Annotated in this window: 6 protein-coding genes; 3 read left to right on the forward strand and 3 right to left on the reverse strand. The window is 39.3% G+C overall.

What is annotated here, in order from left to right; translation table 11 throughout:
* Window positions 1-21: 21 nt before the first annotated feature.
* The gene (locus H9631_RS14620; RefSeq protein ID WP_191814030.1) at window positions 22-2,550 is read right to left on the reverse strand and encodes a YhgE/Pip domain-containing protein; all 2,529 of its coding nucleotides are present in this window, start codon (window positions 2,548-2,550) and stop codon (window positions 22-24) included.
* 102 nt (window positions 2,551-2,652) lie between these two features.
* The gene (locus tag H9631_RS14625) at window positions 2,653-3,228 is read right to left on the reverse strand and encodes a TetR/AcrR family transcriptional regulator (RefSeq protein ID WP_191814032.1); all 576 of its coding nucleotides are present in this window, start codon (window positions 3,226-3,228) and stop codon (window positions 2,653-2,655) included.
* A 275-nt stretch (window positions 3,229-3,503) separates the two neighbouring features.
* Between H9631_RS14625 and H9631_RS14630 the strand changes: the two genes are divergently transcribed.
* The 3 genes from H9631_RS14630 to H9631_RS14640 are packed head-to-tail and all read left to right on the forward strand — an operon-like array spanning window position 3,504 to window position 6,547.
* Window positions 3,504-4,085: a sigma-70 family RNA polymerase sigma factor gene (locus H9631_RS14630; protein ID WP_191814034.1), complete on the forward strand. Its 582-nt coding sequence runs from the start codon at window positions 3,504-3,506 to the stop codon at window positions 4,083-4,085.
* Window positions 4,045-4,365 (forward strand): hypothetical protein, encoded by a 321-nt coding sequence (locus H9631_RS14635; protein WP_191814036.1) that lies wholly within the window; start codon window positions 4,045-4,047, stop codon window positions 4,363-4,365. Before H9631_RS14630 ends, H9631_RS14635 begins: the two co-directional genes overlap by 41 nt.
* Window positions 4,355-6,547 (forward strand): carboxypeptidase regulatory-like domain-containing protein, encoded by a 2,193-nt coding sequence (locus H9631_RS14640; RefSeq protein WP_191814038.1) that lies wholly within the window; start codon window positions 4,355-4,357, stop codon window positions 6,545-6,547. Before H9631_RS14635 ends, H9631_RS14640 begins: the two co-directional genes overlap by 11 nt.
* Window positions 6,548-7,087: 540 nt before the next feature.
* Here H9631_RS14640 and H9631_RS22890 read toward each other — a convergent pair.
* Window positions 7,088-7,192 carry a putative holin-like toxin gene (locus H9631_RS22890; protein WP_404801748.1) on the reverse strand — a complete coding sequence of 35 codons (105 nt, stop codon included), beginning with the start codon at window positions 7,190-7,192 and terminating at the stop codon, window positions 7,088-7,090.
* Between the last annotated feature and the right edge of the window lie 77 nt (window positions 7,193-7,269).

Here is a 7,269-nt window from a genome sequence, read left to right on the forward strand (position 1 = left end):
TGTAATACCTGCTCTTCAATCTTATATAGACGCATCTGCATTCTGATGGAGTGCTTTTTTATGATTGACATTATTTTTGACAATAAAGAAAGCCATCGTTAATGCTGCACAGCCCAGCATATAGAGTCCTAGGATTCCTACATTCTGCCACATAAATGAGTAATCTCCGCTTGAAATGACTGCCTTGAATGCCTGAACAGAGTATGTCATCGGTAATAAGCTATTGAGCGGCTGGATAAATCTTGGAATTAACTCCAGCGGGAATGTCCCTGCACTTGTTGTCAGCTGTAAAATGAGAATAATAATCGCTATAAAACGACCTGGGTCTCCCAAAGTTGTAACCAGAAGTTGTATTAGAGTCATAAAGGCTAGACTCGTAATAATCGATACAAAAATGAACAATGGGATACTCCTTACTTCAATACCCAATCCAAATAAAAGGATGGCATCTACCAATAATGCTTGGATTACCCCTGTGATAGCCACAACCCCGAATTTGCCAAGGAACCAGGTAATACCATTGCGCGGATTTACTGCCGGATCCCTCAAATTAAAGACAATTGTCATCAGCAATGCACCTACAAATAATCCCAATGAAATAAAGTATGGTGCAAAACCTGTACCGTAGTTCGGAACTGGGTTCACTTCTTCCTTATCCACATCGACAGGGCTTCCCATCATATCGTACGTATCATCATTAGCCTCGACAGACCCTGCTTCATCTGCTGCCTCACTTAGCTTCTCATGTAATTCCGTCGTTCCATCTTGTAGCTCGGTTGTACCGTCAGAAAGCTTGCCGGAACCTTCGGCTAATCTTTGCGACCCGTCTTTGATTTTGGATGAGCCGTCTGCCAACTGTCCCATTCCACTACTTAACTCATGGGCACCGTCCGAGAGCTGATGGGCGCCAGAATTTGCTTCTTTTATTTTTTGGTTAAATACTTCCATGTTATTTACATATTCTTTTTGGCCGCTGCTTAATTTTGAAGATCCATCTTGCAGATCTTTAGTTCCATTTGATAATTTCTGGACGCCTTCCTGAAGTGCAATCTGGCCTGATTGGATAGTTCCAAGACCATTTGACAATTGATCAAATACCGGATCAATCGCTTGTTGGATTTCTTTACCTAATCCGGCAGTTGAGCCTTCAAGTTTTTTATTTACTTCACTCTTATATTGGTTGAAACCTTCATTTATTCCGGCAGTGGCTTGATCAATTCCTTGCTGAACACCTGCTTCCACGCCTGCTTTGATCTGTCCCTCCATATTGCCCAGCTTTGTCTGCAGCTGTCCCTTAATCGCTTCTGTTGACGGAGATTCTGCCGCCATTTGCGAAAAGACCCCATCCACTGTTTCTTTAGGAACACCATTTTTTAACAACGAAGCATAGAGTGTTTCCATTTGTTGTTTCTGCATTTCAGCGATGGTTCCTTCCAGCTGGTCCACCGCCGCTCCTACCTCAGATGAAATTTGTGAAGAGACCGCAGACGACACACCCGAAGATAACTTAGGGGCTAGTTCGTTTTTTAAACTAGTATTAATCCCTTGATTCAGTTGATCCAATCCGGCATTCATCTCTCCACTGCTTGCCTCGATTTTTGCGCCGATGGAATCGGCCATCTGCTGCGGCAATTGGTTTTGAAGCTGGTTCAAACCATCCTGCACCTTGCTTGTACCTGCTACTAAATCCGGCACTTTCCCATTAATCTCTTGCAGGCCATTGTTCACCTGCGAAATACCTGAATTGAGCGCCTGAGAACCTGTTTGAACATCTTTTGATGCACCGGTTAGCTTTCCGCTGGCGTCTGTCAATTGATTCATTCCATCGGCCAGATCATGGGATCCATCGGCTAGCTCACCAGAACCGGACTTTGCTTTTGTCACTCCATTTTCAAATTCAATGGAACTGGATGCTAAAACCTCCAAGTTATCCTTTAACTCTTTAGATCCATCCGCAAGTTCTTTTGCCCCATCATCCAATTTTTTACTGCCATCACTTGCTTTTTCAAGTCCCTCAGCGACATCTTCAACCTTATCAAACATCGTTTCGGCGTACGTGGATGTGACCGCTTTGGAAACTTCCGCTCTGATTTCTCTTGCCGCGGTTTCCCCAATCTGAGAAGAAAGGAAGTTATAAGCCTCATTAGGTACATATTTCAGTTCCAATTTCTTCGGCTTTTCATCCATTAAAGTAGTAGCATTTTCCGAAAAATTCTTCGGAATTTCGATCAGCATATAATATTTTCGGTTTTCTAAATCTCGGTAACCTTCCTTTTTGGGCACAAAATGAAACTGAAATTCATCATTGTCCTTTAACTTATCGACAAGTTCCTCTCCCAATTCCAAATGGTCTCCCTCATAGTCGGCTCCGCCATCTTCATTCACCACCGCAACAGGTAAATCACTTAAATATTTATAGGGATCCCAAAATGCCCAAAGAAACATCCCTGCATATAATAACGGAACAAAAGCGACAGCAATAATGGGAATAAGCACCCTTTTATTCGTTAGAATTTGCTTCCATTCCGATATAAAGCTTGATTTCTCCATAAAGATTATACTCTCCCTTCAATACAATTAACCCATATACATTTTGAACAAACCATTATGACCACTTTATTCACTTGGTCAATCACGTCCAAAAATATAGGATTATCTATTGGATAACCCATTTAACAAGTACAATTTAAACAATCTTGATATTTCATCTTTCTCCAGCGGTTTATGGGCTTTTTCCCAGTCGAAGATGAGCGCGATATACATCTTTATAATAACAAAGGCTGTGATTTCTGGGTTGCATGGCTTGATTTCACCTTTGTCCACCGCTTTTTGCACGATTTTCCCCACATATTGGACAATCGCATTTTCTATCTTTTGGATCACATCCTTAACCGCTGGGGTTCCCATTTCCTTTTCTTCCTGAATGAGTTTTATCATCAATTGATGATCCGTTCGGAATTCCAATAACGCAAAAAGCGCACTGTCCACTTTCTCGTAAAAAGAAGACTCTTCACTTACCGTTTTTTCAACCGACAATTTCATTTCATAAATTAATGAAGAAATGATTTCATGAAATAATTCTTCTTTGTTCTTGTAAAAAGTGTAAATCGTTCCCTTACCAACATTGGCTAATTTAGCGATTTGATCCATGGTCGTAGCCTTATAACCAAATAAAGAGAAAGAATTTGTGGCAGCTTCTAAAATTTGCTGCTTCCGGTCAATAGTCAATTTTTTTCACCTTCTTTTTTTGGGAGGTGCCTGTCACTCCGAAATATATAGAACGTCTCTTAAAATGAACTTATACGAAGAGAATGACCGTTTGAATGTTATGGTCATTCGTACATTCATCATACTAACATACAGGTGCTAAGGAAAGCAACACCAAATTTTCCATAGCAAGCCAAACATTGAAACCCCAAAAAAGTTTTTTACTTTTTATGCAACCTTTTCCTCCCCTATGGCATCTAAGTATTATAATTCATTTGGGAAGGGGGCCGGCCGAATTGGATCTTGTTGATCAATTAAAAGAAAAAGATGAGCACGCTTTAATGGAAGTCATGCATCAATACGGGGATTATTTATTACGTACTGCTTATTTGCTTGTGAAAGATTATCACACAGCTGAAGAAGCTGTTCAAGATACGTTTATTACCATCTTTGAAAAGATTCATCAATTGGAGGACCCCAACAAACTTAAAAGTTGGCTTACCACCATTGTTCTGAATCAATGCCGCTCCCGGATGCGAAAATGGCATTGGAAAAATATTTTTCTTCGTTTTGATAAAGTGGAAAAAATGAGAGCTGACGATACCATTCGAGGTCCTGAAGAATCATTGCTTGCAATGGCATTGGATCACAATTTAAGTGAAGCCATTCAACAATTGAACTATAAATACCGCGAAGCGATAACATTGTATTATTTTAATGAAATGAAAATCTCTGAAATTGCCATACAAACAAAGACGAATGAAAACACAGTCAAATCAAGACTCAAACGAGGTCGGTCGTTATTGAAAGGTCTGTTAACGAAAGGAGAGATTTCCAATGAAAAACCAGCAGGAAGCCCTAAAGAAACAGCTCGATAAGGAAATGAATCATATCACGTTTTCCAAACAGCAGGAAGTCATCAACCGTCTCCATCCAGTCTCTTTCAAGCAAAAAGCCCTGTTGATTTGGAATAAAGGAATTGAACTCCCACTCCTTCCATTGCTTGCCATTGTGGTAGTCATTCTATCATTTGGAATAAAATATAATGATGTCACTCCTGATAACGTGGCACAGACAAAGGACAAAATGGTAGAGATAGATGAGTATAGATATTGGAAAGATGATTTGGAAAAGATGGTGACTCGCTATGAAAATTAAAATAAAAGTGAAGCATCTTGTCTTTATTTTGATAAGTATCTCATTCATAGCTTTTGTCATAAACCCTCAACTTCAACTATATATTGCGAAAAAGCAAGCGGAGTACTGGCAGCCCGCTGCCAAGGTAAAACTGTTAAAATCTCTTAACAGCAAAATGATTTTGGACTCGCAAAAACAAAAAATCATTCAAGATTATATGCTTAAAAATCACATAACCAACCAATTTGATGTATACATCGGGCCCTCATTTTCCCATTATAACCCTCCTGACCATGCTGTAACGTTTACTTGGGATGAAATGCTTCCACATTTGAACAGATATGTCAAAAAGAGCCCGATTGATGATGATTATGCTTCTGCGACCAAACTTCTCGCTTTCCATTATAAAAGCATCGGTCAACTTGATCAGGCATATGATATTTTACAATCAGCCATTGAGCGAACCAGCGTGGAAGATTCGTGGGTTAGAGAAAGGCTTCAATTAGATCAAATACAAATGATGATGGAACAAGCCGATTATTCAGCTGCAGAGCAGCTTTTACAAAAAGTAAGTGAAAAAAGCAACCCCGATGATTACTATCTCCAAGCAGAAATCGACCAAAAGAAAATAGAAATGGAAATATACCAAGGTCATTTGCAAAAAGCATACAAAGAAGTAAAAAATACATTAACAGAATACAAAGCAAAGCAAATAGACGAAGATGTATATGAACAGCTTTTATCCATGAAAAACAGTTTACAAAACGCGTTAGATAAGCGCGGGAATGTGATTCATACAGTAAAAGGAAGAATTGTATACAGTGATGGTTCCCCTGTATCAAACGCAGGTGTCTTTTTACGGTCAGAAGAAAAAGTCTCCAGAAGTGTTGGACCAGGGGAAGCATATCAAGTCACAACAGATACAGATGGATATTTTAATATTCCTAAGGTGCTGTCCGGAAGCTATCAAGTCGCTTTAGGATTAAGCTTCGATCAAATCAATGGCTGGACATGGCCGGTTAATATGGATGAATGGCTTGATGTCGGAGAAAAGAAAACAATCACTTATAACATCACCTTGCAAAAATTAATCAAACTTAACTCTCCGGTCAACCAACAAAAAATAACTGATAAACACATTCTCTTTTCCTGGGAAAAAGTGGAGGGCGCAGACTATTACCAATTAAGCTTGGGAGCAGATATTGATTCCGGCTCAGTCAGTACCGTGTTTAAATCGTATATTACAGACAATCAAATCAATATACCGATAGAAGAGGTGTATAATCATCCGCTTGGAGTAATATTTTCTGGTGATAATTTGTCTACGATAAGCCCCAAATCACTGTTGGCATTTACAAATACGAATAGCCAGTTTTATTGGTCTGTTGACGCTTATCGTGCTAATGGGGAGCGGCTCACAAGCAGCAGCGGTTACCGGTTGGACGAAGATACGATTGGAAATCTACCATTCTTTTACCTAAAGGAGCGCAACTTGACGAAAGCAGACCGCCTATTGCTCAGTAAAAAATTGAAAAAAGCACTGGCGGCCTATCAATCTAATTATGAAAAGGATCCAGATGACATTCACAGTTTACGTATGATTATTCGATTGATAGGTGCCGAATCTGATGCAAATGCAACGGAGAATGAAGAAAGTATTCCTTATTTACAAGCGTATGCGGAAAAGACGAATTCCACGCAGGCCCTATTCAGTCTTATTGACTATTATTATGAAAAACAGCAATGGGATTCCTTTCACAAATGGTTTAATACGTATGAGGCAGCAGTTGGTAACCGCCTTGATGAATACGATCAAGCCATTTATGCCAGTGCATTAATGAAGCAAGGCAAAGTAAAGGAAGCGAGTGAACGTTTTAAACAAGTAATGGAACTGGATAAAAGCCATCGCTTTGTCGGAAGCTGGCTGGCGGTGGAATTATATGACGGAAAGACATTCGAACATGCCCTCACCATAGCCAGAGACTACCCGGAACGCCCTTTTTCCGATGAAAAAAGAGATTGGTTTCAAATGGTTCAGGCACTTCAAGAGGAAAGTAAAACAGATCCCCACTATCGAAAGGAACTGAAAGAAGGACTTGATCTCTATTTTAAAAATGAACATGAAGGACTGTCCCATTGGATGCAAACAACTGATAAACCAGCGATGAAGAAATTTATTGCCGCGGTGAAGGACGTACGTTAGAGAACGCTTTAGGCTTGATGAACTGTGTCAGCGAGAGAAACATACAGCTCTTGCTCCACAGTTCATTTTTTATAAGTAGAATAATTAAATACCCATTCATTGTGATTCACTTTATCCTCCAATTATTTTTGCCAAGTAAAAGAAAAATGAATAGAGACCTAAAGAAGGAATACATATACAAATAACAATAATATTAGAATGCTACTCATTAAGTTCTTAGAGCTATTTTTTATCATGATATAAACCCCAAAAGCTATACCTAGTAAAAATATGAATGGCCAATAATAAACAATTATGTTAAACGAGCAAAGACTGAGAAAGACGCCAAAAAATTATGAACCCTCTACAATAATGAATCCATACAATAACCTCTTCGTGTTTTCTTTTTCAGAAAAAACAGGTATACTGTAATTAGAAATGCATAGATTAAAAACGACTGAAGGTGTACCAGCACCTTCAGCCTATACAATAGCCTGGTTCCCATCAGGGGACTGGCACCAAGGGAAAGTAATCCACCTGAGCCGCTAACTCAAGGGTGGATTATTTTTTTTGGTTAAATGACAGCAGCGCTATAATTAACACTCCGAACGCAATCATGAGAGATATCCTTTCATATACCGTCATCATAGCACCACCCCCTTTCATGGGTTTGTCAAATAAAGTGTGTAAGTACACTTTATTCAAGGTATCTTAAAACCCTATCTTTCAGTTCGTCGTGAAGG

Source organism: Bacillus norwichensis, assembly GCF_014836955.1.
GTDB lineage: Bacteria > Bacillota > Bacilli > Bacillales > Bacillaceae_C > Siminovitchia > Siminovitchia norwichensis.